This is a genomic window from Nocardia sp. NPDC052001, assembly GCF_040680615.1.
Lineage (GTDB): Bacteria > Actinomycetota > Actinomycetes > Mycobacteriales > Mycobacteriaceae > Nocardia.
On sequence record NZ_JBFAXC010000002.1, the window covers coordinates 442,805 to 468,523 of the forward strand.

A 25,719-nucleotide genomic window follows, 5' to 3' on the forward strand; every position below is an offset into this window, starting at 1 on the left:
CCCGCAGTTTTCGCCGTCGCGTGAGCGCGGGGTGTGTAACATTCGGCTTCTTACCACCGAAAGAGTCGGCGGCCCCAGCGGTATGCCACGCGGGGACCGGCATCAGCCCGTTTGAGGAACTGATCAGTGGGGATCGGAACCCAGTTCTCCCGTGGGGGAGGTGCGTTCGTACATGAGTTTCGAGATTTCCGCCGGTCGCATCGTGCGCTCGACCCGTTTCGCCCGAGCCGTGCCGCGCTCGGATCGTGAACGGCGGCAAGCGGATTACGCCCGCCGGGTGGGTGTGAGCGATCTGGCCGTCCTCACCGTCGCCGTAGTCCTGGCACAGTGTGCCTGTGCGCCGCGATCGCTGCCCATCGGCATTCCCTACGCCGTGATATCGGTACTGCTGGTCGCCGCGTGGGGCACCGTGCTCACCCTCACCGGCACCCGGGTATCGCGCGCGATCGGCAGTGGCACAGACGAATACCGGCATGTGGTGTCGGTCTCGCTCAAGCTCTTCGGCGGCCTGGCCATCGCGTCCATGCTGCTCGGCCTGGGCCTTTCCCGGTCCTACCTGATAGCGGCGCTGCTGCTCGGCGGCGCCGGACTGCTGGCGGGGCGACGGTGCTGGCGGGGCTGGGCGGCCAGGCAGGGTGTGCACCGCGGCGATCTGCTGATCGTCGGCAATCCCGATGCGGCACAGGAAATGGCGGCGGTATTCGCTCGCGATCCGCACAGCGCGTACCAGGTCATCGGCGTGTGCACCGGTGCGGACGGGTCGGGTGCGGTGCTGGCCGCGGCCCGCGGCACCGGCGCGGAGGCGGTGGCCGTGACCGTCACCGACACCCTGAATCTCGCCGACTTCCGCGGTCTGGCCTGGGAATTGGATGAGCACGGCATCGAACTGCTGGTCGCGCCCGGGCTGATCGGCATCTCCGGAACCCAGCTCACGCATCGCATCGTCGCCGATATGCCGGTGCTCCAGGTGACGAAACCGCGGTACGGCCACTCCAAATCGATTCGCAAGAGCGCCTTCGACTTCTGCTTCGCGCTGCTGGTGCTGATCGCCATCGCGCCCATGCTGCTGGGTATCGCGGCCGCCATCAAGGCCACCAGTCGCGGGCCGGTCTTCTATCGGTCCGAGCGCGTCGGCCGGGACGGCCACCCGTTCCGCATGCTGAAATTCCGCAGTATGTACGCCGAGCCGGAAGTGCATATCGACGCACTGCTCGGCACCGGGGCCGATCCGCGAATGACGCCGGTGGGCAGGGTGATTCGCCGCCATCGGCTGGACGAACTGCCGCAGTTCCTCAATGTGCTGCGCGGTGAGATGAGCATTGTCGGCCCGCGCCCGCAGGTGCGGCTGCACGCCGATCCGGATGATGACGCGACACTGCGCGGTCTGCTGATGCGGCCCGGTGTGACCGGGCTCTGGCAGGTCAGCGGTCGTTCGTATCTCACGCCCGAGGACGCCATGCGACTGGACCTGTCCTATGTCGAGAACTGGTCCGCGGTGTTGGATCTGGTGATGATCGCCAAATCCATCGGTGCGGTGACCAGGGGGCAGGCGCTATAGCCGGGCCCTAGAGCGGGGCCAGTGCCGCCTCGTTCTTCGCGGCGGTGAATCCGTCGTGGAACACCACGCCGGGGCCGCCGATGGTGGGATCGCGATAGTAGCCCTGCTTGAAATAGGTGCCGCCGCCGTGCGGCATGAGCGTGCGGACCATACAGCGCGTCTGTCCCGCACAGGGTTCGGCGTCGAACACCTGCCGCACGCCGCCGATCCACAGTTCGATGAAACCCACGTCATCGCGGGTCGACCAGAGCACATGCAGTTTGATGTCGAGCCAGGTATCGGTGATCAGCGGGGTGCTCCACGGCGTATACGTCGCGCCCGGATGCCCGGGGGCGTCATAGGTGGAAACCACCACGCCCCAGCGGTTCACGCCCACATTGGTCGGCCCGGACGCCACCGCCAGCGGGGGCGGACCGTCCTCGTTGGCGTGCCACTGCGACAGTACGGTCCAGCCGTGATCGGCCGGGAAGCCGTTCTCGAAGCGGGTGCTCCACTGATACCAGCGGTCATCGCCCTCATCGGAGCGGGTGGCTTCTTCACCGCTCACCTCGGCGCGATCACCGCAGCACAGTCTGCCGGGCGTATCGCCTTGGTGCACTTCGAATCTGGCGGCATAGCGGCCCTGGCGCACCATCGAGGTCTCCACCTGCATGCGATCGGACTGATCGTGATAGCTGGTACACGGTTCACTGCGGACCGCGATGTTCTGGCAGTCGGCCCACTGATCGAAATTACCGGTCTCGAAATCGCCGACGAACCGATCCGCCACGAAGGGTTCGGCGACGGTGGTGACATCGGGGGTCGGTGAGACCACGGTGACATCCGGCGCTCCGCAGCCCGTCAGCACGGCGAGCAGCAGGACCCCGAAGGCGCGGGCGAACCGCAACGAGCTACTCCTGTGGTGAATGGCGCCAACTCGCGCCGGTGAGCGACTCGTACCACGCTACAGTCGTGGTCAAGCCCTGATCGAAGTCGGTATGCGGCTGGTAGCCAATGGCATTGAGCCGGGAGATGTCCACCACCAGCTGTTCCGGATCACCGGGCCGATTACTGCCACTGTAATCGAAATCCGGATGCAATCCGGTGATGGAGCACAGCGATTTCGCCAGCTGATCGATGGTGTACTCGCGGCCCGCGCCCACGTTGTAGACCTCACCGCGCAGCGGGGCATTGGCGGCCACGATCATCACCGAGCGCGCGGCATCGCCGACGAACAGGAAATCGCGCACCTGGGTGCCGTCGCCGTGAATGAAGAGCCGTTCGTGATCGCGATCCAGTTTGGCAAGCAGATCGAACACCACCTGCTTGCGCTGGCGCGGCCCGAACGCCGAGAAGAACCGCACCGAGGCCATATTCAGGCCGTACAGGTTCGCGAACACCGCCAGATACCGTTCGGCCGCCAGCTTGCCCACCCCGTAGGGGGAGATGGGCACGGTGGGATCGTCCTCGCTGATCGGGATGCGCACCGAATTGCCGTAGACCGCGGCGCTGGAGGCGAAGACCAGGCGGCCCGGCCATTTCAGCCCGCGCAGCGCTTCCAGTAGTCGGAAGGTGGTCTGGAAATTGAGTTCGAGATCGAAGGCCGGATCCTCCACCGAGGGCGGCACATAGGCGTTGGCGGCCAGGTGGAAGATGAAATCGGCCGGGTGCTCGGTGAGGTACTCCGGCCAGTCCAGCTGCCGAATATCGGTCTCCCGCAGCGTGATCGCGTCCGCCACGGCCGCGAGGTTGTCCCGGCTGCCCGAGGTGAAGTTGTCCAGCACGGTGACCCGTGCCCCGGCGGCGACGAGCAGTTCGACCAGGTGCGATCCGATGAATCCGGCCCCGCCGGTCACCAGTACGGCGGCCCCGGTCCAGTTGAAATCTTGCTGCGATGCGGTCACGGTCTCTCCCCGTTGCGGTCTCGACGTCCACTACATCCCGGCGACCCGGCGATATGTTTCTACCGTGCGGCGCGCGACCGCGTCCGGTTCGAATTTCTCCAGGGCCATCTCATGGCCGCGCCGGCCGAGATCCAGTGCCAGTTCCTGATTTTCGAGCAGTTCCACCATGCGCGCGGCCAGTGCGGTGACATCGTCGGGCGCGACCAGATAGCCGTTCTCACCGTCGGTCACCATCTCCCCGATACCGCCGACGCGCGAGGACAGCACCGGTTTCCCGGCGGCCATGGCCTGAGCCAGGATGGTGGGCGAGGTCTCCTCCTGGGAGAACAGCACCACGGCGCGGGCGGCCGAAATCTCCTCGCGCAGCCGGTCATTGTCGACCATGCCGGTGAATTCCAGGTTGTCGTCCAGCCCCAGCGCGGTGGCGTGCGCGCGAATGGCGCGCGCGTACTCGGCATCGGGCTGCGGGCCGACAATCGTCAGCCGGGCCTTCGGAACCCGCTGTACCGCAAGGGAGAACGCGGTCAGCAGACCCTCCGGATTCTTGCGCGGCGACAGCACACCTGCGAACAGCAGTCGCGGCTCGGTCGACGCCGAGGGCGCGAGCGCGAAGAACTCCGGCGCGGTGGGATTGGGAATGCTGATGTGCTCCCCGCGCACCATGCCCGCCAGCGCCTTCGCGTCATAGTCGGAGATGGAGATGACGACCTTCGCCCGGCGCAGCACCCGGCGCACCATGGCGGCCACCAGGTGATAGCGCACCCGCTCCTTGATGCTCGCGCGCGCTTGCAGTTTCGTCTCCAGATGCACCAGGCCGTGCACGGTGACAATGGTGTTCAGGCTGATCTGGGTGGCGATATCGCCGCGCAGGCCGATCTCCTGCGCGTGCACCACATCGGGATTCAGCTCGGCGATGATCCGGCGGGCCTGGCGCACATCGAGATACGAGCCCGTAGCCACACCGAGCCGGGATTGTCCGCGCAGATAGCGGATCTCGACCTTGGGACCCTCCTGCCGGGTGTGCACGGGCACCTCACCGGTGTGGAAGCGCAGCACGGTGAGCCTGTCGATCTCGTCGCGCGCCGCGAGCGCGGGCACCAGGGTGCTCGTCACCGATTCGATCCCGCCCACGATCTTTCCGGGTTCGAACGGATAGGTCGCGATCATGACAACGTTCAGGCCCAACGTGTGCTCCTCGATGCGTCACCCCCACAGCCGTCCCCCGCAGACCTGGGCTACGCGGCACTCTACCTATCCGGGAGCGCTTGTGCGCGACTGATTCTCGGTGATCGCGGCCCAGAGTTCGACATTGTGGAAGCGGCCGTCCGGACCCAGGCGGGCTCCGGTGAGGACGCCCTCGCGCTGGAATCCGGCGGCCGCGGCGATACCGGGCAGGTGGGTCGCGGCCGGATCGATGAGCGCCTCCATCCGATCCAGGGCGAGTTCATCGCGGGTGTAGTCGAGCAGCAGGGCCAGCCCGGCCGCAGCGGCCTTGGTATGCGCGGGATCCGGATCGAGTTCGAGGGTGAGCCGGGGGTGCGCGCCCGCGGTGTTGATGATGAGATTGCCGATCGGGCGGCCCGCCGCGGTGACCTCGTAGCGGATGCGCGGGCCGCGGCGAGATGGCAGGCGGGACTGATGTTTCCGCAGCGAGATGCGCTGATCCGCGCTGTCGTGGGTGTAGAGCGCGTCCGGCAGCGCCGGGCCGCCGGTGACATTCCGGCGCAGTCGCGCGCCCAGGTAGTACCGCGCGGCGATGAGCAGAACCGTCGGCGAGACCGTGCCGAGGGTGCGCCGGTGATCAGTGATCCGGGAGAGCACGGATGGGGAACGCGGTGAAACGCGTTCGGCGGCAACGCCGGTGGATATGAGTGCGGTCACATACCCGCCGGTTGGTGCCCTATCCGCGGTGACGGCCCACAGCTCATGGTCCCGGGGTTGTCCGCCCACGCTCATACCGCGCGTCATGGTGGCCTCGAGCCACATCCCGCCCCGAATAGCCGACCGGCGCGCCGGCTTGTTGCCGACGCACACCGGCGCGGTGATGCGATGCAGGCCCAGATCGCCGAAACCGTGATCGGTGATGAGCGCGCCCGCGACCGTCCCCACCCCGTGTCCCGCCCGTCGCGAATCCAGCCAAATACCCAGTTCGGCGGCGTGATTGGCGTGATCGATGGGCGCGAGCGCGCACTGACCGGCGAATTCGCCGTCCACCAGCACACTCAATTGCACCGCGTACCCGGCCGCCCGCGCCCGGCGCTGGCGCAGGTATTCGCGCACCCACCAGGCCCGCGAATGCCGCTGCTCCCAGCTCAGCGCCGAGGTGGTCCAGAACGGTTCGATGAATTCGCGATCCCGGGCGCGCAGCCGTCGCCACGGTTCGAAATCCGATAGCCGGGTCTCGCGCAGTGCTACCCGATGTCCGGCGACGAGCACCGGTCCGAGCTCGATGCGGCGGCGGGCGGACCCGGTGACCGCGGCGCGTTGCGGCATGCGATCGACGTTACCGGAAATCCGCTGCGCACCGCTGCGTAGCTGTGTGCCAAGAGTTGCAAAGCGGTTGTGGGTGTGGCTAATTGAGTTACTGTTGCGAGTGCAGTCGAAGCCGAACGCAAGCTACGGCACGGGTGTGGCCGGGGGAGGTCGAAGATGGGAACCGGACTGCCGTGCGGGGGATCTGGGCATCGGGTGCTCATCGAGAACAGTGAGTATTGGCTGCGCAATTACGGCGATGTGGCCATGCTCGAGGTGACGGTGCGCCGAGTGCGCGCCCGCTGGCCGCTGGCGCGCATCGGCATCATGACCGAATCGCCCGCCCTGGTGGCGGCGTACTTTCCGGGCGCGGTCGGAATCACCGTCGGCGATCGCGATCCCTGGGGCGAGCCCCGGCTGAATGAACGTGTGGCGGCGGCTCTGGGTCCGGCGATTATCGGGCCGGTGGCCATCGCATGGCTGCGGGCGCGAGCCTGGTTGCTGTCCAAGGCGATTCGACTGCGCGATCAGCTGCGTGATCGGGGTGCGAGCCCGGCGGCGGAGCCCGATGTGCCCGGCTCCGAGAACGCCGTGCCGCTCGCCGGGGACATAGTGCCGCTCTCCGATGACACAGCGCTGCTGCCTGATGGAGCAGCGCCGCTTTCCGATGACACAGCGCCGCGGATCGAGCGCCGTCATCCGGGTGCGGCTCGGGCCGTGCGCGAGGCGTCGCTGGTCATCGGGCTGGGTGGCGGCTATCTCACCGATGCCGATATCCCGCAGGCCGGGCGGGTGCTCGACCTGCTCGAATACGCAAGTGACGCGGGCATTCCGGTGGCGCTGGTGGGGCAGGGGATCGGGCCGCTGCGCGATCCTGAGCTCACCGCACAGGCATCGCGGGCGCTGACCAAGCTGCCGCTCATCGCCCTGCGCGAGCGCAGGCGCGGACCGGAACTGCTGGAATCGCTCGGGGTTTCGCCGGGAGCGGTGACCGTCACGGGGGATGACGCCATCGAACTCGCGCGCGATGAGCGGGCGGGCGAACTCGGCCGCGATATCGGCGTCTGCCTGCGGGTCGCCAAATACTCACCGGTGGCCCGCCTGGCACAGGACGGCGTCGGCATCGCCGTGCGCGCCGCCGCCGCCGAATTCGGCGCGCGACTGGTACCGCTCATCATCGCCGAGACCCCGGGCTCACCGGACCGCGCCACCACCGTCCCGCTGGTGCGCGGCAGTGCGAATCCGGTAGCGCCCCTGGACCGATTCGTGCGCCCGGCCGACGTCGCCGCACAGCTGTCGCGGTGCCGGGTACTGGTCACGGGGGCTTACCATCTCGCGGTCTTCGCGCTGAGCCAGGGCATTCCGGTGGTCGCGCTCACCTCCACCGAGTACTACGACGACAAGTTCCTCGGCCTGGACGATATGTTCAAAGGCGGTGTGCGCCTGATCCACTTCGACGATCCCGAATTCGGTGAGCGGCTGCGCGCCGCCATCGCCGACGCCTGGGAGGATGCGCCCGCACTGCGGGACACCCTGTGCGCCAGGGCCGATGAACAGGTGGCGAGCAGCCAGCAGGTCTACGACCGACTATTCGAGTTGCTCGAACGAACGCATATCGAGCATGCATAGACACGACGGCGACGTTCCGGGCCGAGGCTCCATCCGAGCCTACGACCTGATCCTGCGGCACGTGCACGATGCCGATACCGTCCAGATCTACCTGCCCACCGCGCTGACCCGCATCGAACCCGGTGCACCGCCCACGGTCGAATCGGTGGCGGTGACCGCCGAAACCGGTGTGCCCGCAGGCGATTCCACCCTCACCAAACAGGTCGGCCGGGTGGCCCTGGCCTCGGCGGCGGCGCTGGCCTTCAGCGAGGTGGTGTCCTTCGGGCAGACCATCGCACTGGCGCGGCTGCTCAGTCCCGCCGAGGTGGGCATCTTCGCGGCGGGCACCGTGCTCACCATGCTGCTGACCACCTTCGTCGAAGGCGGGCTCAGATCCGGTCTGGTACAGCGGGAATCGCAGGTCGAGGACGCCGCCGAAACGGTGTTCCGGGCCTCGTTCGTGAACGGTCTGGCCATGACGCTGGGCGCTTTGGCGGCCGCGCCGATCATCGGCATGGTCTTCCACAATCGCACCATCGGCCTGATCGCCGCGACCACCTCGGGATTCCTGCTCATCTTCGCGCTCACCAATGTGCCGGAAGCCCTGCTACAGCGCGATTTCAGCGTCAAACGCCGAATCATCGTCGGACCGGCGGTATCGATCAGTTTCGCCGTCGTATCGGTGGTGCTGGCCATCTTCGGCTTCGGCGTCTGGAGCATGGTCATCGGCAGCTACGCCTCCTATGTGGTCTGGGCGATCACGGTGTGGTGGCTGGCCCGCTGGCGGCCCGGACGCGGGCGCGCGTCCATCAAGCTGTGGCGCGAGCTCGCGCGCTACGGCTCACCGGTGGTGGTGAACATGCTCGGCTCGCGCGTACAGAGCACCGTCGAAGCCGCGGTGGTCGGGCGCGGGCTCAGTTCGGCGGCGCTCGGGCACTACCGGTACGGGCAGCGCATCGCGCAGATTCCGGTGCGGTTCATCGTGGAAGTCGGTGCCTTCTCACTGTTTCCGGCGTTCGCGCGCATTGCCGAGGAAGGCGACCGGGCCCGGCTGCAAGCCGCGTACCTGCGCGCCATCCGGCTCGCCACCATCGGTGCGGCCGCGCTGACCGGATTGATCATCGCGCTGGGTGAACCGGCGGTGGTGGTGGTCTTCGGTGAGCGCTGGCGCGCGGCCGGTGCGCTCGTGGTCGCCATGGCCGGACTCGGACTCGGCAAAGCCTGGATGAGTGTGAGCGAGGAAGCCATCAAGGGCGCGGGTCGCACCAAATTGCTGAACTGGCAGACCGCGATAGAGATATTCCTCGGCATCGGCCTGCTGCTGGTGCTGGTGAAGTTCTACGGTCTGACCGGTGTCGGACTCGCGACCTCGGGCACCGCGATGGTGGTCGCGGTGGTGGTGACCACGCTGGCGCGATCCGCGCTCGGAGTGCCGCTGTTCGCCTTGATTCGCGCGATCGGACCCCCGCTGCCCGCCGCGGCGCTGGCCCTGGCGGCCACCTGGTATCTGGAACATCAGGTGCTGCACTCGGATTCGCGATCACTGCTGCTCGCGGTCGGACTGCTGATCCTGGACACGCTCGCCTTCACCGCGATCTACTTGCTCGTGCTGGCCGTCCTGGCCCCGGATGTGGTCCGCGGATTCGCCAGGCTGGCAGCGCGATTGAAGCCCAGACGTAACGACGACTCCCGGACGGCGATATCCGGGAACGCGGAGCCCCGCTCTTCGAGGGAGAAGAATTGAACAGCGCCGCACGAGTTCACCTACTACGAATCTGGCGCGGCAAATGGCTGGTGCTGGCCGCTGTCGCATTGGCGGTGGCGCTGGGATTCCTGAGCACCCGCGACGCGCAGCCGACGTATACGGGCCGGGTCGCCATGACCGTCGGCTCGCCCAACCGCGCCCCGGACCAGGACGCGGTGCTCTCGGTGGGCTATGCCCAGTACTTCGGTGATCCGGCGTACCAGGCCAAGCTCAAATCCACCGCGGGGCTGCCGAAATCGGTGACCCTCGCGGCCCGGACCGTGGCATCGAGCCCGATCCTCTACATCGAGGCCACCGCGAGTACACCGCAGCTCGCCCAGGACGCCGCGGCCAAGGCGGGCAACGCTTTCCGCGATGAGATCAATGCCCGGCTGCGCGCGGCCCAGGACGCCGCCATCGCGGCCGTGCGCAAACCGTTCGACGATATTCGCGCCGCCAACGGTGTGGTCAGCGATGTCTCGCTGACCCAGATGCAGGATCAGATCAACCGCATCAACGCCGACACCTCGAACAAGCTCATCGATCTGCAACTGGCCTCGGATGTGGTGCGCACGAATCCGACGACGTGGCCGACGCTGCTGGCGTACGGCGTCGGCGGACTGCTCATCGGCTGTGCGATCGCACTGGTGGTGGGCACGGTGTCGCGGCGGCTGCGCACGGCCGACGATATCGAGCGCAAGGCAGGTATGACCGCGCTGGCCGTGGTGCCGCCGGATACCGAAAAGACTGCCGCCGAACGGGATCGGGCGCTGAAACAGGTGGTCACCGCGGTCGGCCTGGCCGCTCCCGCGACCCGGGCGGCGGTGACGGTGGCCGCGCCCGGACCCGGCACCGGAGCCGATATCGTGGCGCGCGCCATCGCCGACGAACGCGCCCGCCAGGGCGTGCGCACGATTCTGGTGCACGCCGATCTGCGCCGCACCCGCGGCGTCGGTGTCGCCGAATTGCTCACGGGCCGAGCTGATCTCGGCAAGGCGCTGCTGCAGACGCGCAATCCGTATCTGACCGAACTGCCGCCCGGCAGCACCGGGGCGGACCCGTTCACCGCGCTGAGCCGCGAGCGCTTCTCCCGGCTGCTGACGCAACTGCACGAACGCGCGGACTTCGTGGTGGTGATCGCGCCACCGCTGCTGGATGCCGTCGAATCGCAGGTGATCGCGGCCACCACCGGACTGACCGTCGTCGTGCTGGAACAGAACACGACCGTGGCCGCCGCGGCCCGGCGGGCGCACCGCCTACTCGCGGCGCTGGACACCACCGTGCTCGGCGCGGTGCTGATCGATGCGCCACAGGAGGCGAGCGGCGATGTGGCCGCCCGTCCCCCGGCGCAGCAGGCAGTGCCGGGCGAGCGGGTCTTCACCCCCTCGCGCGGTCCCGAATAACCACGGACGGGCTATGAAACGGCAACGGGCCCTGTGGGTGTCGACGAGCATGTCCACGCGCGGCGGGGTAGCGACCTTCGTGCGGGAGATGCGTGAGACGCCCATCTGGATGGAATGGGACATCAGACATGTCGCCACCCATCGCGACGGTGGCATCGCCACCAAACTGGCCGCCTATACGCAGGCGGTCTTCGTCTACCTCTATCGGCTGGCGGTACACCGGCCCTCGATCGTGCACCTGCACCTGTCGTCCTACGGCAGCTTCCCGCGCAAATACCTGTTCGAGCTGATCGCGCGCGTGGTCCGCAAACCCGTTGTGCTGCATGTGCACGGTTCGGACTTCAGCGTCTTCTACGACCGGTCGCCGCGCCTGCTCCAGACCGCCATCCGCGATGCGCTGCGCGGGGCGGCGGTGGTGGTGGCGCTCGGCGAACCGTGGGCGGTGGCGCTGCGCGCTATCGCGCCGCAATCGCGGATCATCGTGGTGTCCAATGCCATTCGGCCCGCGCAGCAGGTGGAACAGCATTCCGGCGCACCGGTGCAGGTGCTGTTTCTGGGTGAGATCGGGGAACGCAAGGGCACCTTCACCCTGCTCGAAGCCTGGCGGCGAATGCTGCCGCTCGATCCGGAATCGCCCGCCCGGCTGATCGTCGCCGGTGACGGCGCGGTGGACCGCGCGCGCGAGATGGTTGCCGAACTCGGTATCGGGGCCGGCGTCGAGATCACCGGATGGATCGGCCCGCAGGAGATTCCGGCGCTCATCGCCGCCTCGCAGGTGCTGGTGCTGCCCTCACACCGCGAGGGTCAGCCGATGGCGATCCTGGAGGCCATGGCGCGCGGACTGTGCGTGGTCACCTGCCCGGTCGGCGGTATTCCGGATCTCATCGACGAGACCTGCGGGCTCATGGTGCCGCCGGGCGAGGTGGAACCGCTGGCCGAGGCGCTCGGTCGGGTGGTGCGCGATACCGAGCTGCGCGCGCGGTTGGGCGCGGCCGCCCTGCAACGCGTGCGCGACGAATTCGATATCGAGGTCGTCTGCCGTCGCTTCGACGGCATCTATCGGGAGATCGCACGATGAACAGCGCCGCGCGACAGCCGATTCGAGTGCTCTACGTGGTACCCGACCTGCGCGTGGGCGGGGCCGAACGGCATGTGACGACATTGCTGCCGAACCTGGACCGCACCCGCTTCGAACCCTCGGTCATCTGTATCGGCGAGCAGGGCGACCTGTTCGCCGACCTCGCCGCGGGGGGTGTGCCCGCACGGGCACTTGGCTACACCAAGCGGCAGGCGGCCCCCGCGCTGCGGGATCTCATCCGGGCCATGCGCGAACAGCGTCCGGATGTGGTGATCACGCGCGGTTACAACGCCGAGGCGCTCGGCCGGATCGCCGCCTGGCGCGCGGGAGTGCCGAATTCGGTGGTGTGGGTGCACAACTACGGCGATGTGGAACCGCGCGGGCGATTCCGGACCGTGGTGGATCGCGTCCTGGATCGGCCTACCAGCGCGTACTTCGGAGTCGCCCGCGCGCAGATCCGCTATATGGCGGACGATCTCGGCTATCCCGAATCCAAGATCAAGATCATCTACAACGGTGTCGAACCCGCGCTGTTCGAGATCGCCGACGATCGCACGGCGGCGGCGCCCCTCGGCATCGGCCCCGATGATCTCGTCGTCGGCATCGTGGCGGCGCTGCGCCCCGAGAAGGACCACGTGGCCTTTCTGACCGCGGCCCGCCTGGTCGCCGAGAAGCTCCCGGCGGCACGGTTTCTCATTGTCGGCGACGGTCCCGAACGCGCCGCCGTCGAAGCCCGCATCGAGGCGTTCGGCCTGACCGGGCGCGTCATCCTGGCGGGCAACCGCCCCGATATTCCGGATCTGTTGCGCGCCATGGACGTCGTGGTCCTGAGCAGCTACAGCGTCGAATGCTTCCCCATGGCACTGCTCGAGGCCATGGCCGCGGCCCGGCCCGCGGTCTGCACGGCGGTCGGCGGCGTCCCGGAGATGATCGCCGATGGCGAGACGGGATACCTTGTCCCGCCGCGTGATCCGGAACAACTGGCCGCGCGCCTGCTCGAGGTGCTCGGCGATCCTCAGGCCCGCAAACGCATGGGCTTGGCGGCGCGGGATCGCGTCGAAGCGAATTTCACCCTGAAATCAAGCATCGCGGCCGCGGAGCAGGCCCTGGAAGAAGTCGTGAATCGGTGAGCGAACACAGCGGACACATTCTGATACTGGTCGAAAACCTCTCGGTGCCCTTCGATCGCCGGGTCTGGCAGGAGAGCCGGGCCCTGGTCGAGGCCGGATACCGGGTCACCGTCATCTGCCCCATGGGCGCCAAACAGGATCGCGAACCCGAGGCGACCCTGGAAGGCGTGCGCATCCTGCGCTATCCGCTGCGCGCCGCCACCGGCGGACCCGCCGGATATCTGCGCGAATACTCCCTCGCCCTCTGGCACACCCTGCGCCTGGCCTGGAAGGTGCGGCGGGAGGGGCCGATCGATGTGGTGCAGGCCTGCAATCCGCCGGATCTGCTGTTCCTGATCGCACTGGTGCTGCGGCTCGGCGGCACCCGATTCGTCTTCGACCACCACGATCTGGTGCCCGAGCTGTTCCTGTCCCGCTTCGGCGGGGGCGGGGGACCGCTGTACCGGGTGTCGAAACTGCTGGAGCGCATCACCTTCGCCTGCGCGGACGCGGTGATCTCCACCAATGAGAGCTATCGGCAGGTCGCCATCCGGCGCGGGCATATGGCTCCCGAACTGGTGACGGTGGTGCGCAGCGCACCCGATCTGAGCAGATTCGTACCGCGCGAACCGGATCCGTCGCTCAAGCGCGGAAAGACCTATCTCGGCGCGTATCTCGGGGTGATGGGCCCGCAGGACGGCGTGGATTACGCGCTGCGCGCGATCGCGCTGCTGCGGGACAAGCTGGGGCGCACCGATACCCACTTCCTGTTCATGGGCGGCGGCGACGCCTTCGACGATCTGGTCGCGCTGTCCAAGGAACTGGGCCTGGAGGATCTGGTCGAATTCACCGGCCGGGTGCCGGACGAGTTCGTGCAGACCGGACTCTCCACCGCCGATATCTGCCTCTCGCCCGACCCGCATAACCCGCTCAACGACGTGTCGACCATGAACAAGGTGGTCGAGTACATGGCGATGTCGCGGCCGCTGGTGTCCTTCGAACTCACCGAGGCCCGCGTTTCGGCGGGTGCGGCGGCGGTCTATGTCGCGGGCAATGACGAACTCGGCTTCGCCGAGGCCATTGCCGAACTCCTCGATGATCCGGCCCGGCGAGAACGCATGGGCGCGTTCGGGCGGGCCCGGGTCGAACGCGAATTGTCTTGGGACACTTCGCGACAGAACCTGGTCGAGTTCTACGCGCGGGTCTTCCGCGCGCGCAAAGCCGCGCGCTGATCCGCACCGGCGGCGAGCGGATCGGCGAGCGTGCGTTCGGACGCCCGATCCGCCGCTCCGACCGCCGCGCCCACCAGGGCGAACACCATGGTGCTCGGATAGTCGAAGAGTCGCAGATCCACGAACAGGCCGCCGAGCACCAGGCACATGAGCGCGGTGAGCGCGATGAATGCCAGCGGGCGGCCCATCAGGCCGTCCGCCGGTAGCCGCACGAACGCGAGTATCAGTCGGCGGGTCAGCAGCACCAGTACGGTCAGCCACAGCAGCAGACCGATAATGCCGAGTTCGGCGAGGATGCCGAGTTCGGTCTCGTGGGCCGGAATGCCGAGCCCGCGCTCCCACGGCGTGGTCGGCGAATACTGCTGGTGCCGATAGGTATTCACCGAGACGAAGCGGCCCAGGCCCCAGCCGCTCCACGGTTTCTGCAGGAATGCCCACACCGCGGTGGCATCGGCGTTGAGCCGGTCGTACACCTCATTGGTGGAGGCCACGCCGCCCGCCTTACGGTCGGAGCTGGTGAAGGTGCTCCAGTTCATGCCGATGATGGCCAGGGTGCCCAGCGCGGTCGCCACGAATCCGGTCCGATACCCCCGGCCCAGGACGATTCCGGCCACCACCACGACCGCGAAATCCAGCCAGATGGAACGGGTATGGGTGAGGAACACCGAATACGCGCAGGCGGCGGCGATCACCGCGAGCAGGATCTTATGCCGGCGCGGCCGCTGTTCGGCCCCGAGCAGCACCAGCGCCAGCACATAGCCCACGATCAGAATCAGCCCGTTGACCTCCGGCTGATTGGGCAGCCCCACCGCGCGATCGGACCAGGCGGGCGCCAGCACAATGTATTTCGGCCACACCAGCGCCTTCGGACCGTGGAACTGCATGATGCTGACCCACGCCGAATACGCGCTGCAGGACAGCAGTGTGGTGATGAGGAAGCCGACGGCGCGCCGGGTATCGAAGATCATCCGCGACATCAGATAGGTGGCGAACGGGATACCGGTGCCGATGATCAGATACCGCCACAGATCCAGCATCACCCCGGTCAGCGGATACAGGATCGGCTTGTACTCGTGCGGTTGCAGAATCGAATCGATATTCCACAGCAGGTACAGCGCCATCGCGCATTCCAGCGCACCGAGCGAGACCCGGCGCTCGGGATGTCCGCGCACCCAGGCCAGCGTGGCGATGAGCAGACCGCCGAACGCCAGGATGAACGGGTCCGTGGTCGGCAGGATCTTGGGAATCGCCGGGCGCAGGAAGGTGGCGACCATCAGAAAGACGAAGGCCCACCGGGGATCTCGCAGGCCGATCACGACCAGCACCGCGGCGATACCGCCCGCCGCCGCGACCGTGCCGATTCCGCCGGGGGCCTTCGGGGATACCGCCAGCATGGCCCCGAGCCCGACGATCATGGCGGCCGCGAGGACCGCGAGCTGACCCAGCCGATCCACCGAGGGCGTCCGGAAGGGCAGCGGGCCGTCCGGGGTGCGGCCGAGCCGGGTCAGCCGGTCCAGCACGGTCGTCACGGGGTGGTCCGCAATCGCTTCGGGCGCAGTCGGCCCCATACCGTCGGGCGGAATTCGGTGGTGTCCACGAACAGTGCGCCCACCACTTGCGCGCCCACCTGATTCACCGCGCGCACCGCCTCGGTCACCTCCGGCACCGTGGTGGTGCCGCGCTCGATGACGAGCACCGTCAGATCCGCGAGATCGGCGACGATCTGCGATTCGGGCGCACTGCCGATCGGTGGCAAGGCCACGATCACCAGATCGGAACTGGTCCCGGCACTTCGGAGCAACTCGCGCACCCGATCCCGATCGAACAGCGGATACGGATCCGAGGTCGCCTCACCCGCGGCGATCTCGGCGAAGCCCTCCTCGGCGCGATCCTTCACCAGATCCCGCACATCGCCGACCAGCCCGCGCAGATACTCCGCCACACCCCACTGGCGCGGACCATAATCGGCGGTCCGCAGATCGGCATTGACGAATACGGTGCGCGAGCCCTGCGCCGCGCGCTGTTCGGCAATGGCGCGGGCGATCTGATCCGCACTGCGACCCGCCGAAACCGGCACCACCGCAATCGAAGTGGGGGAATGCGTGGCCGCCCGCGCCACCAGATTGGCCACATGCCGCAGCGCCACCTCGCGGCGCGCGTCCAGGGCGGGTGAGCCGCCCGGCGGGATCACATCGAACGGCCGGATACCGGTCTTCTCCACCACGTCGTAGTCGAAATACAGTCTGCGCGTTGACGCCCCGGCCATCAGCGCCACCACCACGCCGAGCAGGACGCCGCCGACCATTCCGGTGCCCAGCGTGCGGGTCTTACCAGGCCCGATGGCCATCGCGCCCGCACCGTTCTGCAGGACCGTGAGCCGGTTGGCCGCATTGGCATTGAGCTGATCGATCTGCTGCTGCAATTGGATCTGCGCGCTGAACGCACTGGGATCATTGGCCGTGAGCCGATCACCCCACACCCGCAGCATGGCCGCGGTCATATCGGCGGCGGTGGCATTGCGGCTGGCGTCCAGGCGGCCGTTGATGTCCTCGATGAACAATTGCGCCACCTGCGGGGCGGCGGTGGTGGCCGCCTGCGGTGTGGCCGCGATGACCTGAACGTAGAAAAGCGGGCTGGCCGTGACGAATTCGGCCGAGAAGCCGCTGATATCGGCCGGGAAGCCCTGCTTCTGGCGCAGGCTGGACTGATAGGTCGGATCGTTGAGGTAGTAGGTGTAGCCCTGCGCCAGAATGGCGTCCTGGGTCGGCGGCCGGGTCGAGGCCGCCGAGACCAGCACCCGGCTGGTGTAGACGGTGGCCTTGCCGTGCGCGGACAGATACGCCCCGCACGTCACCACGAGCGCGATCGCCAGCACCAGCCAGCGGCGCTGCCAGACGCGATCGCGGATGACCTGCAACGCATTCGGCGTGACCGTTCCGGTGACGGGTGCGCTCATTTGTGGTCCACCTCCACCACGACGCGGACCGGATCGGTCTGCGCGGTCACCCGGAACGAGCGCTGCGGGGTCGACAGGCCGATGAACGCCTGCGTCACCCCGCGCAGCGCGCTGGCGTAGCGCACCTCGCCGACCGTGCCCAGCGTGGGATCGGTGAGGACCGGCGGCCCCGCGTACGGCGGCACGCCGGACTCGAACGGATTGGCCGCCTCACGAATGAGCACCTCGATTATCGATTGCCCGGTCACCGGAAACACCGCCTGCGTATTGGTATTGGAGACCGCCTGTGTCACATAGTGCACCGCCCAGCCGGGTACCGCGGTCCCGGTGAACTCGAAGGTCACTCGATCGGACCTATCGGTGCGGGAGAGCGAAATATTAGTCAGCCCGATGCCCACCGCCCCGGGATCGGGGGTTCTGTTCTTGGCGACGAACTCGTCGATGGGTGCCGCCGAGGTCGTGGTCGGCGCGTGCTTCGGCGCCGCCCCACCGCCCCCGCAGGCCGCCGCCAGCAGCATGATCGCCACCGGCACAACCGTTCTCGCCATTCGCACGGCCACCATCCCTTTCGTCATGACTGCCCATCCGTCATGGCTGTAGCCGTTTCGCGCGCTCACGTTCCACCACCGCTGTCTTGAGCTTGCCGCTGGGCGGCCGGGGTAGTCGGTCGAAAACCCGCAACCCGACCTCCTGTCCCGGCCCGAACTGCTGCGCCACATTGCGCCGCACATGCGCGATGGTCCGCGATTCGCAGAATCCGGTGCCGGGTACCACTCTCAGTTCGAAGACGCCCGGCCGCAACTGGGCGATCTGCGCCTCCCGCAAACCACTCAGATCGTCGACCACACTGGACGGCAGCGGCAGCGGTCTGCCATCGGCGGCGACGAAGGTGTCCTCCACCCGGCCGTCCACGACGCCGAGCAGCGGAAACGCCCGCCCGCACGGGCACGGGCCGGGCGGGGCCGGGCGCACCTCGTCACCGGTGCGATACCGGAACAGCGGAAAACCCTTGTTCTGCAGGGAGGTTCCGACGATCTCCCAGCGTGAGTCCGAACCCGCCACCGGCAGTAACTCGACCACGCCGTAGTGCGGGAAGACGTGATAGCCGCCCGCCTCACAGGTGCCGGCCATGGCCACCCGCTCGGTCTGGCCGTAGTGATCGACGATCGGACCCCCGAACACCTCGCGCATGAGGGCGCGCTGGCCCGGGGCCATCAGTTCCGAGGAGGTGATGATGGCGCGCATGGGAATCGGGGTGTGCCGATCGCGCAGCAGTGCGGCCAGCAACGCGATACTGGACGGCCAGCCCTCGATGGCATCGGGCCGGAAGCGGCGAATGTCATTGGCTATCACATCGATTCGATCCGGGGTGAGGTGATAGCTGGAAACCAGCAGTTGGCGCGCGCCGGGCACCGCCAACGTCGGGCCGTGGGTGCCGTCGCTGGCGAACCCGCTACCGCGCAGCACAATTCGCCGGGCGTTCGCGGGCAGGCCGAACCAGCTCCACTGGCGCTCCATGGCCGCCATTTCGAAGACCGAGGAATTCACCGTGCGATAGCACGCGATGGGCACGCCGGAGGTGCCGCTGGAGCGCACCGACCACATCAGGCGCCGCGGCGCGGTGCGGAAGTCCTCGGCCCGCTCGGCCAATTCGCTGCGCGAGATCAGCGGCAGTAAGGCCAGGTCATCCAGGGTTCTAATATCGTGGGGCGCTATGTGATTGGCGGCGAAGTACTCGCGGTAGAACGGTGAGCGGCGCGCGGCGATATGCACCAGGGCACGCAACCGCCGCTCCTGGAACAGCCTGATCTGCTCCGCATCGGCCCCCTCCAAACCCGCCAGCATGCGCCCGATCGCACCGCGACGCGGGTGAGCGCGCCGGAGCCGATATTTCATGCTCAAGCCCGCGCTCGACAATCTCATCTACTCAGCAACCCCCCAGCCGACCCCGCAAGCTAACCGGCCTCGACTTCCTCACCCCCGACCGCGACGTACACGGGGACCCGCCGCGCGTTCCACCGGTCGATCCTAACTCGAACGAATCACGGAATACATTGGTATAAAGCTAAATAGCGGTAGCGACGATCCCTGATGGGGTACAGATGGACGAGCACGACCGGCTGATGGCAAACGAACAGGAACCGCGCAGGGGGAGCGCACTGGGGGTGAGTGTATTCGGGCTCGGCTACGTCGGGTGTGTGTCCGCGGCCTGCCTGGCCGCGCGCGGTAACGCGGTCATCGGGGTGGATGTGAACCCGCAGAAGACCGACTTCATCCGGCAGGGGCGCACCCCCGTGGTGGAGGAGCGGATCGGTGAGGTGATTGCCGAGGTGGTCGCCTCCGGACGGCTGACGGTCACCGAGAAGGTCGCCGAAGCCGTTGTGGCGAGCGATATCTCGATCGTCTGCGTGGGCACGCCGTCCGCGCCGGGCGGTGCGCTGTCCACCGCGTACCTGGAGCGGGTGAGTCAGGAGATCGGTGAGGCGCTGGCGGTCAAGGACGCCTGGCATGTGGTGGCCTATCGCAGCACCATGGTGCCCGGCACCTGCGCCGGAAAGCTCATTCCGATATTGGAGCAGGCGTCCGGCAAAAAGGCCGGGGTGGATTTCGGGGTGTGTGTGAACCCGGAATTCCTGCGCGAGGGCAGCAGTGTGCGCGATTTCGAGAATCCGCCCAAAACCGTTGTCGGCGAAACCGATGAGCGCACCGGCGCGGAAATGATGAGCCTGTACGACGATCTGCCCGGACCGCGCTTCCGGGTGCCCATTCCGATCGCCGAGATGACGAAATACGTGGACAACAGTTTCCACGCGCTCAAGGTCACCTTCGGCAATGAGATCGGTGCGCTCTGCGCCGAACTCGGCCTCGACTCGCACGCGGTGATGGATATCTTCCTGGCCGACACCAAACTCAATATCAGCCCCGCCTATCTGCGACCCGGGTTCGCCTTCGGCGGCTCCTGCCTGCCCAAGGATGTCCGGGCGCTCACGCACACCGCGCGCCAGCACGATCTGGAACTGCCGGTGCTGTCGAATGTGCTGGCCTCCAATGAGTCCCAACTGCGGCGCGCGGTGGACCTGGTGATCGGGCTGGGCCGCCGCCGGGTCGGCATCTTCGGGCTCTCGTTCAAATCCGGCACCGACGATCTGCGCGAGAGCCCCATGGTGGAGTTCGCCGAACGGCTGCTCGGCAAGGGCTATGACGTGCGCATCTACGATGCCAATGTGGCGCTGTCCCGGCTGATGGGCGCGAACCGCGCCTTCATCGAGGAGCGGTTGCCGCATATCGGGGAACTGCTCACCGATGACATTGCAACGGTTCTCGCACACGGGGAGATATTCATCGCGGGCAGCGCCGAACCCGAGGTGGTCTCCGCCATCGACGGGCTCGGCCCCGAGCACACCGTCATCGATCTGGTGCGGTTGCCGGGGGCCGCACAGCGGCGGCAGCGGCCGGGATATCTGGGCATCGGGTGGTAGCGGTAAGGGGTACTTCATGGGGACTTCCGTTCCCGCGTTCAGCTTTCTGACAACGGCGTACAAGACCGAGGACTATCTGGGCGACACCATCGATTCGGTGGTGGCGCAGACGTTTTCGGACTGGGAACTGATCGTCGTCGACAATGGGATGTCCGATGAGATCGCCGCGATAGTCCAGTCGCGCTCGAATGACGAGCGCATTCGGCTGGTGCGACAGGAGAACAAGGGATATGACGGCGGTGTGATGGCCGCTTCTGAAATCGCGACCGGTCGGTACATTGTGGTGCTGGATAGCGACGATCAGATCATGCCCGCCTTCTGCGAGACCATTTCCCGGGCATTCGACGCCGATCCGCATATCGACGCCATCGGTTGCGACGCTTACCGTTTCGACGATTCCGGCGCGGATCTGCCCACCGGGTACTACCGGTCGACCAATGTGAAGCAGAAGCCGGATCCGGCCAGCCCGCTCACCCTGACCGACCTGCTCGGCGGGCTGGTGCCCTACTACACCGCCGCCATCCGCCGCGACGCATGGGAGGCGGTCGGCGGTTACGACCGCGGCGGTGAGGAACTGCACGAATCCGTCGCCATCTGGATTCGCATGGTCGGCAAGTACGACATTCGCGTACTGCCGCAACGCCTCGCGCGCTTCCGGCTGCGCGGTGACTCCATGACCCGCGATCCGGCCAAGGTCGAATCCTTCATGGCCGAGCTGGAACGCTCCTTCGCCTGGGCCGCACCCAGCGATCCGAAGGAGAAGGCGGCACTGGACAAGACGCTGCGCACCTTCCGCTACTGGGTCTTCCTGCACCGGGCGCAACAGGCGCTGCTCGCGGGCCGGGATCAGGACGCGCGGACATCAGCGCGGGAAGCGTTCGGCCAGCGCCGCACGGTCCGCGCGGCGGCGATCATCGTGTCCGTCAATACGATTCCCGGCGTCCTGCGCCGGATTCACCCGCTCAAACAGCGCGTCACCGAGCGCGTCGCGCATACGGCAGGCCGGGTCGTCACCGCCGTCAAACGGTGACCGCCGAGGACGTGGGCGAACAGTCCGGGGCGGGCGGGCTGCTCGCCATCCTCAAGCGCGGTGCCGCGCTCTCGGCGGCCGGGGTCGCCTCGGTGCAGGTGATCGCGCTGGTGCAGACGCTGGTGCTCGCACATCTGTTGTCGCCCAGCGAAGTCGGCGTGTTCACCGCCGGAACCGTGCTGACCGGGTTCGTGGTGGTGTTCTCGCACAGTTCGCTGAGCCATGCGCTGATTCAGCGCCGGGATCAGGTGGCGGACGCGGCCGAGACGGTGTTCTGGGCGACGCTCGTCTCCGGTGCGGTGCTGGCGGGACTGCTACTGGCCACCGCCCCGGTGCTCTCGCATGTCTTCGGGAACTCGCAGGTTGGTCAGGTGGCCGCGATCTCCTCCGGGACGGTGCTGCTCACCTCGCTGCTGGCGGTGCCGGATGCGCTGATGCAGCGCGATTTCCAGTTCAAGCGGCGGGTGATCGTCGATCCGCTCAATGCCGCCACCTTCGCCATCGTCGCGATCGGCTCGGCGGCGGCCGGTTTCGGGGTCTGGGCGCTGGTCACCGGGTACTACGTCTCGGTCGCGGTATCGGTGATTGCCGCGTGGTGGTTGTCGGGTTGGAGGCCCGGGCGCGGGCGTTTTCGGGTCGGATTGTGGCGGGACCTGGCGATTTTCGCGTTTCCGCTGCTGCTGGAGAGCGTGGTGGAGCGGGCCATCGAGGCGGGTGAGGTGGTGCTGGTCGGGCATCGGCTGCACACCTCGGCGCTAGGCAATTATCGCAATGGGCGGCGACTGGCGTTCCTGCCGGTGATGGCCATCATCCAAATCTGTTCGTACGTCCTGTTTCCGGCCTTCGCGCGGATCGCGGGGGAGCGGGAGCGATTCCGGCGCGGGTTCCTCACCGCGCTCGGCTGGATGTGGCTGGCGGTGATTCCGGCGTCCGCGCTGCTCGCGGTACTCGGCGAACCGGCGGTGACGCTATTGCTCGGTGCGCAGTGGCGCGGTGCGGGGCAGCTGGTCGAGGCCATGTGCGGGGTGGGGGTGGGCTATGCGCTCATGTCGGTGTGCGCCGAGGCGCTGAAGGGCGCGGGGCGACCGCAGCTGATCAACTGGATGACCGGCGTCGGCGCGGTATCGGCCATACCCCTGATACTGCTGCTGCTACCGCACGGATTGACCGGAGTCGGTGTGGCACTGTCGATTTCGGCGCTGGCCACCGGACTCGCCGGTCTGATCTTGGCGGGTAGGGTGGTCGGGGTGTCCCGTGGCGAACTCCTGCGCTGCCTTGTACCCGCCCTGCTCGCCGGGGTGATCGCCGCGGTCGCGACCGGGCTGCTCGAACATCGGGCGGTGCACGCGGGAGCGCGCGGGGTGGCCCCCGGGCTCGCCCTGATCGTGCTGGAAACACTCGGCTTCCTCGGCGTATTCGTTCTCGTACTCCAGGCGATCTCACCCTCGACCCTGCGGCCGCTCTGGTCGGCCGCGCGGCGCGGATGACCGAGCGGGTGCGGGAGCGGCGCACCCGGCGGCGGCTGTACGCGGCCGCCGCGGTGCTCGCGCTGATCGCCGCCCTCATCGGCGCGGGCTATCCCGTCTACGTGCGCCCCCAGGTCGATGCGCTGCGCCATGCCGATGCCATCCTGGTGCTCGGCGGCGAGGGCGTCGACCGCTACGCCTACGGCCTGGATCTGGCTCGCCGGGGTTACGCCTCGACCGTGCTGTTCTCCAATCCCTATGGGGAGGACACCGATATCGACGAGGTGCGCGAACCCTGCCGCACCCCGCAGCAGGGCTTCACCCTCCTGTGCTTCGCGCCCGATCCGCCCACCACCCTCGGTGAGGGACGGCAGTTGCGCACCTTGGCGAACGCGCGCGGCTGGCATACCGTCATCGTCGTCACCATGCGCCCGCATCTGTCCCGGGCGCGATACATCCTGGAGCAGTGCTTCACCGGCGCGCTGATCATGGAGCCCAGCCCGGTGGATATCTCACCGTGGTACTGGGCCTGGTCGTACGCGTACCAGAGCGCGGGCTACGTGCGGGCCTTCATCGATCCCGGGTGCTGAGCTCGGCGGCACCGTCCCGCCCGGTATCGATCACCAGCTCGCGCGCCGTTTCGCCGCTCTCCCAGTGCGCCCGGATCTCGGTGCCCGCGTGAGTGATCCGCAGTTCTCGGCTCGGCTCCGGATCGAGGGTGAGCACCGTGATGATCGCGAACGGCGTCAGCCCCGTGCACTGTGCGCCGATGAGCCAGGACGGCTCCCGCGATTCGAGCAGTTCGGACCACCAGCCCAGATCGGTGCCCTCATCCCCGTGTACCTGTTCGGTGCTCACCGGCACGGTCGCGGCATAGGCCAGCGTCAGCACCGGCTCACCGCCCCGCGACAGCAGATGACCGTATTCGGCGGGTGCGGCGGTGAGCGCGGGATGCAGGGGCCACGACACCCGCGCCGCGTGAATTCCGGAGCCGGACAGCAGATCCACCACGACCACCTCGCGCGCCCCCGGCGGCGCGAGCAGCCACCGGCGATGCGTGATCGGCTCCTCCAGTCGCCGGTAGCCGTCGTGCTCGGCATCCACCACGCCGCGCGCGAGATCCACCGCGCGCACCCGCACCCGGGCGTGCTCGCTCCACATGAACGGCCCGCCCATCACGGACTGATCCAGATCGTCGACGGTGACCGTCGCATGTGCGCGCGTGCCCCGATGCACCGTGCGCCGGGCCGGATGCCCGTAGTAGCTGGCGGTGCCGGGATCGCCGATGACGTCCGCACCGTCCAGCGCCACCGTCACCGACAGGGCGTCGGCATGACCGTGCGCGGCGATCGAAAGATAGCCCAGCGCACCGATATCCATCAGTACGCGGCGACGGCCCGACCGCAGCACGACCAGCCCGCCGTCGGGTGCGTAACCGTCGGCGGCCGGTTCCGGCGCGGCCACCGCGGCCGAACCGAGCGCATCGCGGAACCAGGCGGCGGCGATGGTGGGTGTGCCCGCCCGGGTCGCCGCGGGCTCGGGCACGACCGCATCGGCGATGCCGAGATGGTCCCGCACCGTGCGGTAGTGCTCGGGCCCCAGCCGCAGCGCGAAACCGCCGTCGTCATCGCCGTACCGCGGCTGCGGATCGCTATCGCCCACCAGCAGCGCCAGGAAGCGCGAACTGCGGGCGATGGCCGCACCGAGCCGTTGCGGCGGTTCGTATTTCAGCGCCAGCAGCGTGTACACCAGCGCCAGCAGTTCCACCGTGAACAGTTGATAGGCGATGGCCTGCTCCGCGCCCGCGCCATCGGGCAGCAGCTGCCGATCGGCGTGCTCGGTCAGCAGGGCCAGCGCATCGCGCTGCCAGGTCGCGGCGGCGGGCAGTTCCGGAAACAGGATGGCTACCACCGCGAGTCCGGTCAGCTCACCGATCAGATGGTTATTGGCCGAGCTGTACAGCGAACGCTCCACCCAGCAGCGCCGCGCGCTCTCACCGAGCATGGTGAGATACGCGCCGTAGCGCTCGGGCGTCAGACCCGGTGCGTCGCGCACGCCCTGGAGCGCGAAACCCACCGATATCGCGCGGATTCCGCATTCGAACGCCCCGCGCCAGGCGATACCCGCACCCGGCGGCTGCTGTTCGATCCAGCTGTCCAGATGCTCGAAGACCGCGTCGGCGAAGCGTTCCTCACCGGTGAACAGCCACGCCTGCGCCAGCAGCGGCAGATGCTGGAGCCGGTTCAGCTCCCAGATCCACTTCGGATCGCCATCGGCGGTGCGATGGTCGATACGCTCGGAACTCACACTGGGCCAGCGGGTTTCCGAGAGCGGATCCCGATTCCAGTCGATGATTGGCCCCAGCCCGGCAGGTGGATACCCGAAGAACGCCAGCTTGCCGGTCAGCACCCGTTCGGCCGCCGCGATCACCGCCGCGGCCGCCTCGGGCTGCTCGGCGGCGATGCGGGCGGCCCGGGCCTGATCGAGCAGTACGGGCCGCCCGGCATTGGCGCGCAGGTCGCGCAGCAGCGCGTCCCACTCCGGCCGGGTGCGCCCGAACAGTGCATCCGCGGTGGCGGGCCAGCTCACCGGCCTGGCGGCCAGCCGCTGGCGCAATCTGCCCGCGCGCCAGAGCATTTCCTGCGCGTTCATGGCTCGCAGTCGATGGAGATACCAGGTCAGCCGGCTCACGATCGCCCCT

20 protein-coding genes are annotated in these 25,719 nt (G+C 67.9%); 11 read left to right on the plus strand and 9 right to left on the minus strand.

What is annotated here, in order from left to right:
• Positions 1-172: 172 nt before the first annotated feature.
• Positions 173-1,558 (plus strand): sugar transferase, encoded by a 1,386-nt coding sequence (locus AB0L82_RS10360; RefSeq protein ID WP_364633585.1) that lies wholly within the window; start codon positions 173-175, stop codon positions 1,556-1,558.
• A gap of 7 nt (positions 1,559-1,565) precedes the next feature.
• Here the strand turns inward: AB0L82_RS10360 and AB0L82_RS10365 are convergent, their stop codons facing one another.
• The 4 genes from AB0L82_RS10365 to AB0L82_RS10380 all read right to left on the minus strand — a co-directional run bounded on the left by AB0L82_RS10365 (position 1,566) and on the right by AB0L82_RS10380 (position 5,934).
• Positions 1,566-2,444, minus strand: a complete 879-nt coding sequence (locus AB0L82_RS10365) for a polysaccharide lyase (protein WP_364633587.1) — start codon at positions 2,442-2,444, stop codon at positions 1,566-1,568.
• Between the two features lie 4 nt (positions 2,445-2,448).
• Positions 2,449-3,441: an NAD-dependent epimerase/dehydratase family protein gene (locus AB0L82_RS10370; protein ID WP_364633589.1), complete on the minus strand. Its 993-nt coding sequence runs from the start codon at positions 3,439-3,441 to the stop codon at positions 2,449-2,451.
• A 30-nt stretch (positions 3,442-3,471) separates the two neighbouring features.
• On the minus strand, positions 3,472-4,626 hold the full coding sequence (locus AB0L82_RS10375; RefSeq protein WP_364633591.1) for a glycosyltransferase family 4 protein: 1,155 nt from the start codon (positions 4,624-4,626) through the stop codon (positions 3,472-3,474).
• 66 nt (positions 4,627-4,692) lie between these two features.
• Positions 4,693-5,934, minus strand: a complete 1,242-nt coding sequence (locus AB0L82_RS10380) for a GNAT family protein (protein WP_364633593.1) — start codon at positions 5,932-5,934, stop codon at positions 4,693-4,695.
• Between the two features lie 156 nt (positions 5,935-6,090).
• Here AB0L82_RS10380 and AB0L82_RS10385 point away from each other — a divergent pair, with 156 nt between their 5' ends.
• Genes AB0L82_RS10385 through AB0L82_RS10410 form a run of 6 tightly spaced genes read left to right on the plus strand, consistent with a single transcriptional unit; the run spans position 6,091 to position 14,087 of the window.
• Entirely contained in the window at positions 6,091-7,542 is a 1,452-nt protein-coding gene (locus AB0L82_RS10385) for a polysaccharide pyruvyl transferase family protein (RefSeq protein WP_364633595.1), read from the plus strand.
• The gene (locus tag AB0L82_RS10390) at positions 7,535-9,265 is read left to right on the plus strand and encodes an oligosaccharide flippase family protein (protein ID WP_364633597.1); all 1,731 of its coding nucleotides are present in this window, start codon (positions 7,535-7,537) and stop codon (positions 9,263-9,265) included. The genes AB0L82_RS10385 and AB0L82_RS10390 overlap by 8 nt, the downstream gene beginning before the upstream one ends.
• Positions 9,262-10,668 carry a hypothetical protein gene (locus AB0L82_RS10395; RefSeq protein ID WP_364633599.1) on the plus strand — a complete coding sequence of 469 codons (1,407 nt, stop codon included), beginning with the start codon at positions 9,262-9,264 and terminating at the stop codon, positions 10,666-10,668. The genes AB0L82_RS10390 and AB0L82_RS10395 overlap by 4 nt, the downstream gene beginning before the upstream one ends.
• A gap of 13 nt (positions 10,669-10,681) precedes the next feature.
• A complete protein-coding gene (locus AB0L82_RS10400) occupies positions 10,682-11,746 on the plus strand; it encodes a glycosyltransferase family 4 protein (protein WP_364633601.1) in 1,065 nt (354 codons plus the stop codon).
• Positions 11,743-12,876: a glycosyltransferase gene (locus AB0L82_RS10405; RefSeq protein ID WP_364633603.1), complete on the plus strand. Its 1,134-nt coding sequence runs from the start codon at positions 11,743-11,745 to the stop codon at positions 12,874-12,876. The genes AB0L82_RS10400 and AB0L82_RS10405 overlap by 4 nt, the downstream gene beginning before the upstream one ends.
• Positions 12,873-14,087, plus strand: a complete 1,215-nt coding sequence (locus AB0L82_RS10410) for a glycosyltransferase family 4 protein (protein WP_364633605.1) — start codon at positions 12,873-12,875, stop codon at positions 14,085-14,087. Before AB0L82_RS10405 ends, AB0L82_RS10410 begins: the two co-directional genes overlap by 4 nt.
• Here AB0L82_RS10410 and AB0L82_RS10415 read toward each other — a convergent pair.
• Genes AB0L82_RS10415 through AB0L82_RS10430 form a run of 4 tightly spaced genes read right to left on the minus strand, consistent with a single transcriptional unit; the run spans position 14,048 to position 18,966 of the window.
• Positions 14,048-15,616, minus strand: a complete 1,569-nt coding sequence (locus AB0L82_RS10415) for an O-antigen ligase family protein (protein ID WP_364633607.1) — start codon at positions 15,614-15,616, stop codon at positions 14,048-14,050. The two genes, AB0L82_RS10410 and AB0L82_RS10415, sit on opposite strands and share 40 nt — an antisense overlap.
• The gene (locus AB0L82_RS10420; protein WP_364633609.1) at positions 15,613-17,043 is read right to left on the minus strand and encodes a hypothetical protein; all 1,431 of its coding nucleotides are present in this window, start codon (positions 17,041-17,043) and stop codon (positions 15,613-15,615) included. Before AB0L82_RS10420 ends, AB0L82_RS10415 begins: the two co-directional genes overlap by 4 nt.
• Positions 17,040-17,618, minus strand: a complete 579-nt coding sequence (locus AB0L82_RS10425) for a hypothetical protein (protein ID WP_364633611.1) — start codon at positions 17,616-17,618, stop codon at positions 17,040-17,042. The genes AB0L82_RS10420 and AB0L82_RS10425 overlap by 4 nt, the downstream gene beginning before the upstream one ends.
• Positions 17,619-17,631: 13 nt before the next feature.
• Complete coding sequence (locus AB0L82_RS10430; protein WP_364633613.1) at positions 17,632-18,966, minus strand: phenylacetate--CoA ligase family protein; 1,335 nt, start codon at positions 18,964-18,966, stop codon at positions 17,632-17,634.
• A 242-nt stretch (positions 18,967-19,208) separates the two neighbouring features.
• On the opposite strand from AB0L82_RS10430, the gene AB0L82_RS10435 reads away from it, so the two are divergent.
• Genes AB0L82_RS10435 through AB0L82_RS10450 form a run of 4 tightly spaced genes read left to right on the plus strand, consistent with a single transcriptional unit; the run spans position 19,209 to position 23,608 of the window.
• Positions 19,209-20,522 carry a nucleotide sugar dehydrogenase gene (locus AB0L82_RS10435; protein ID WP_364633615.1) on the plus strand — a complete coding sequence of 438 codons (1,314 nt, stop codon included), beginning with the start codon at positions 19,209-19,211 and terminating at the stop codon, positions 20,520-20,522.
• 16 nt (positions 20,523-20,538) lie between these two features.
• Positions 20,539-21,552 (plus strand): glycosyltransferase family A protein, encoded by a 1,014-nt coding sequence (locus AB0L82_RS10440; protein WP_364633617.1) that lies wholly within the window; start codon positions 20,539-20,541, stop codon positions 21,550-21,552.
• Entirely contained in the window at positions 21,549-23,039 is a 1,491-nt protein-coding gene (locus tag AB0L82_RS10445; protein WP_364633620.1) for a lipopolysaccharide biosynthesis protein, read from the plus strand. Before AB0L82_RS10440 ends, AB0L82_RS10445 begins: the two co-directional genes overlap by 4 nt.
• On the plus strand, positions 23,036-23,608 hold the full coding sequence (locus AB0L82_RS10450) for a YdcF family protein (protein ID WP_364633622.1): 573 nt from the start codon (positions 23,036-23,038) through the stop codon (positions 23,606-23,608). Before AB0L82_RS10445 ends, AB0L82_RS10450 begins: the two co-directional genes overlap by 4 nt.
• On the opposite strand, the gene AB0L82_RS10455 is transcribed toward AB0L82_RS10450, so the two are convergent.
• Positions 23,589-25,709, minus strand: a complete 2,121-nt coding sequence (locus tag AB0L82_RS10455) for an alginate lyase family protein (protein WP_364633624.1) — start codon at positions 25,707-25,709, stop codon at positions 23,589-23,591. The two genes, AB0L82_RS10450 and AB0L82_RS10455, sit on opposite strands and share 20 nt — an antisense overlap.
• Positions 25,710-25,719: the final 10 nt, after the last annotated feature.

Bases quoted from the DNA above. Each gene is read 5' to 3' on its own strand.
- AB0L82_RS10360 (WP_364633585.1), top strand. From the start codon at position 173: ATGAGTTTCGAGATTTCCGCCGGTCGCATCGTGCGCTCGACCCGTTTC.
- AB0L82_RS10380 (WP_364633593.1), bottom strand. From the start codon at position 5,934: ATGCCGCAACGCGCCGCGGTCACCGGGTCCGCCCGCCGCCGCATCGAG.
- AB0L82_RS10385 (WP_364633595.1), top strand. From the start codon at position 6,091: ATGGGAACCGGACTGCCGTGCGGGGGATCTGGGCATCGGGTGCTCATC.
- AB0L82_RS10390 (WP_364633597.1), top strand. From the start codon at position 7,535: ATGCATAGACACGACGGCGACGTTCCGGGCCGAGGCTCCATCCGAGCC.
- AB0L82_RS10400 (WP_364633601.1), top strand. From the start codon at position 10,682: ATGAAACGGCAACGGGCCCTGTGGGTGTCGACGAGCATGTCCACGCGC.
- AB0L82_RS10405 (WP_364633603.1), top strand. From the start codon at position 11,743: ATGAACAGCGCCGCGCGACAGCCGATTCGAGTGCTCTACGTGGTACCC.
- AB0L82_RS10420 (WP_364633609.1), bottom strand. From the start codon at position 17,043: ATGAGCGCACCCGTCACCGGAACGGTCACGCCGAATGCGTTGCAGGTC.
- AB0L82_RS10425 (WP_364633611.1), bottom strand. From the start codon at position 17,618: ATGACGAAAGGGATGGTGGCCGTGCGAATGGCGAGAACGGTTGTGCCG.
- AB0L82_RS10430 (WP_364633613.1), bottom strand. From the start codon at position 18,966: ATGAGATTGTCGAGCGCGGGCTTGAGCATGAAATATCGGCTCCGGCGC.
- AB0L82_RS10440 (WP_364633617.1), top strand. From the start codon at position 20,539: ATGGGGACTTCCGTTCCCGCGTTCAGCTTTCTGACAACGGCGTACAAG.
- AB0L82_RS10450 (WP_364633622.1), top strand. From the start codon at position 23,036: ATGACCGAGCGGGTGCGGGAGCGGCGCACCCGGCGGCGGCTGTACGCG.